5 protein-coding genes are annotated in these 2,508 nt (G+C 37.4%); all 5 read right to left on the minus strand.

The features are described 5' to 3' along the window. Positions 1-262, minus strand: a 262-nt coding sequence (locus tag ACFIKB_RS09070) for a DUF3987 domain-containing protein (RefSeq protein WP_375653419.1), incomplete at its 3' end; no start/stop codon positions are given. Positions 263-380: 118 nt separating this feature from the next. Continuing rightward, complete coding sequence (locus ACFIKB_RS09075) at positions 381-653, minus strand: type II toxin-antitoxin system mRNA interferase toxin, RelE/StbE family (protein ID WP_004856836.1); 273 nt, start codon at positions 651-653, stop codon at positions 381-383. Further along, positions 650-940: a CopG family ribbon-helix-helix protein gene (locus ACFIKB_RS09080; RefSeq protein ID WP_375653421.1), complete on the minus strand. Its 291-nt coding sequence runs from the start codon at positions 938-940 to the stop codon at positions 650-652. The genes ACFIKB_RS09075 and ACFIKB_RS09080 overlap by 4 nt, the downstream gene beginning before the upstream one ends. Before the next feature lie 288 nt (positions 941-1,228). Continuing rightward, a complete protein-coding gene (locus ACFIKB_RS09085) occupies positions 1,229-1,429 on the minus strand; it encodes an AlpA family transcriptional regulator (RefSeq protein ID WP_011180791.1) in 201 nt (66 codons plus the stop codon). 209 nt (positions 1,430-1,638) lie between these two features. Next, positions 1,639-2,508 (minus strand): tyrosine-type recombinase/integrase (locus tag ACFIKB_RS09090; RefSeq protein ID WP_375653423.1); only part of this gene is annotated, 870 nt, incomplete at its 5' end.

Consider the following 2,508-nt stretch of genomic DNA (forward strand, 5'->3'; position numbering starts at 1 on the left):
TTCCACGCTCGATACGGTCATAGGTAAATTGATCATCTTCATTAAAAGCCGTTAGATAAAAAGCACGGTCTGTTTGATATTCCTTACGTTCCAGATTGGCTAAAAAACCAGACAATTCATCACGCACCATTAAGAGACCACGGGGGGCTTTTAAGAGTTCCCCAAGCTTTTCGACCGTGATATCATTGACAATAAAGCGTCGTTTATCAAGAGTATCATCATTATTTTTACGAGTAGAAACTAAACGGTGTGCAAAGTGCATTATGCAATCATATTCGCAACATTATAAAAATAGTAATCTATCATTACTTACTGATAGGGAGCGCAGTATTGTAGAAAATAATTTGCTTCAATTACCAAATAAATAAAAATACAGTTGATTAAGGAAATTTTTGCTTTGTATGAAGCACACGTAAAATACGCACAACGCCATTTGAAATATCATAAATCATGATATAATTTGGATGTACAATAAGTTCACGTGTATTTACAATTCGTCCTAAACGACCAAGAGTAGGAAGTTTAACAAGTTTTTCTACTTTTTCAGATAAAAGTTGATCAAACTTTAAGGCAGCAGAAGGATTATCTTGTGATATGTATTCACGGATCTTTTTGCGGTCAACGTGTGCTACTTGTGTCCAAATTAGCTTCATAAAGTTGATCTATCGAGTTTACTTTGTGTTTTTAATCGCCATTCCTTTGCTTCTGCTTCGATTTCTTCAGAAGATATTATATCACCTGCATTAGCAGAATTTATCCCTAATTGAACTTGTTCCCGAAACCATAAATCGTGTGCACTTTTTTCTTTTTGTTCTTTTACGATATCGCGCATATAATCGCGCAATAATTGTGCAGCAGATCTATCACACGCCTTTGCTGCTTTGGAAAATTCATTTTTTAATACATCATCGACGCGAAAGGTAAATGTTATCTCAGCCATTTTACGACTACTTAATGTGTTATAATGTAATTCTAATGTAATACATTTTTACTATTTCTTCAATAGCTACTGTTAGAATAGATATCTTATATCTATTTTGCATTTTCATAGGGTTGAAAGAGGCGCCCATGCCAAACCCTCAGCACAGCACGTGTAATGCCCTGCGCATGCGTAAAAGAACACATCATTTAAAATCCTATAACGTTGCGTCATAGGACAGATTGTGCTATCTCTAGGGTGATGAGCTTGAGAAAGCCTTGTCCGTCCTTACGTGACAAGGTTTTCTTTTTATGCTGCGTCGCTTTGACGTTGCTGTTTCGCTTGCTCGATTACATTGATAAGATCTGATTGTAACCAACGCGATAAAAAACCAAATTTTAAAGGTTTTGGGAGAGAGCCATTAGTTACATGACGGCGGAATGTTGAAACACTCATATGAAGCAGTTTTGCACTTTCACGGTCTGTCAAAAGAATATCATTTTCTGTCATACTAAAATCCTTTCACTATAAAAAAATGAGAACAAATCATAACTATTTATTAACCACATTTTGGTTCATTTTTGAAGGTATTTTATTTATAGAAAACAATATTTTATCATAGTTTTTCTGATGTGATAATTTATGAATCTTATTGAGAAAGAATGAGAGACAAGAGAGCTAAAGTTATCCACAGATAATGGGGTTATGCACCCCATATCTTAAGATTGACCAGTGACATAAGCCGCCCATTTATCCATATAAACGCGGCGCTGTTCTAGATAATCAGTCCGACGATAGGCACGCTCTACTTTACCGCCGACCGTATGACTTAGAATAGTTTCTGCGACTTCATAAGGGGCATCGGTTGTTTCAGCGAGCCAATTGCGTAAACTAGAACGAAAACCATGGGGGCAGGCTTCAATTTTATTTTTTCTCATATACGTAACCATACATTTCTCAGCGAGGGGACCACGACCTCTAGCAGAAAAAAAGAAATCATTACGAGAGAGCAAGCGCGCTTGTTTTAGAATTTCTAATGCTTCTGTTGATAGAGGCACGCGAAATTCTGTTGTAGCATCACGCCTTCCTTTCATATTCTCAGCAGGAATGGTCCATATATCCTCCTCAACTTGATCTTTATGAATATGACGTAAAGGATTGGTACGAACGCCTGTCAGAATAAGCAAACGCAAAGCCAGTTGTGTTATGGTTGATGCTTCACAGAGTGTTTTATAAAAAGCCGGCACACCTTTCCAATCCATTGCTGGTAAGTTTTGGACTTTATGGCGTTGTTTACCTAAGAGCGCGCGTGCTTTTTCTGTTGCTTGTAAATCAACATCCAATCCTAAGGCAGCCGCATGTTTAAGACAAAGGTTGAGACGAATAAGAGCTCTATTAGCTGTTCCAGCTTTTGTATGCCAAATAGGGGCAAGAACATTGCGTATCTCTGTTTGTGTAATCTCAGAAACGGGAAGACAGCCTAATTTGGGCAGAATATGAAGGCGTAATGGTAAAAACCAATCCCCATCTTTACCATCATTTTTTAATTCAGCTTTACGACTTTCAAAAGCATCCAACGCGATATCTTT

It is taken from the genome of Bartonella sp. MR110HLJHH (assembly GCF_042194225.1).
GTDB classification, from domain to species: Bacteria; Pseudomonadota; Alphaproteobacteria; order Rhizobiales; family Rhizobiaceae; genus Bartonella; species Bartonella grahamii.

Coding starts and splice junctions, on each gene's coding strand:
- ACFIKB_RS09075 (WP_004856836.1), bottom strand. CDS start 653: ATGAAGCTAATTTGGACACAAGTAGCACACGTTGACCGCAAAAAGATC.
- ACFIKB_RS09080 (WP_375653421.1), bottom strand. CDS start 940: ATGGCTGAGATAACATTTACCTTTCGCGTCGATGATGTATTAAAAAAT.
- ACFIKB_RS09085 (WP_011180791.1), bottom strand. CDS start 1,429: ATGACAGAAAATGATATTCTTTTGACAGACCGTGAAAGTGCAAAACTG.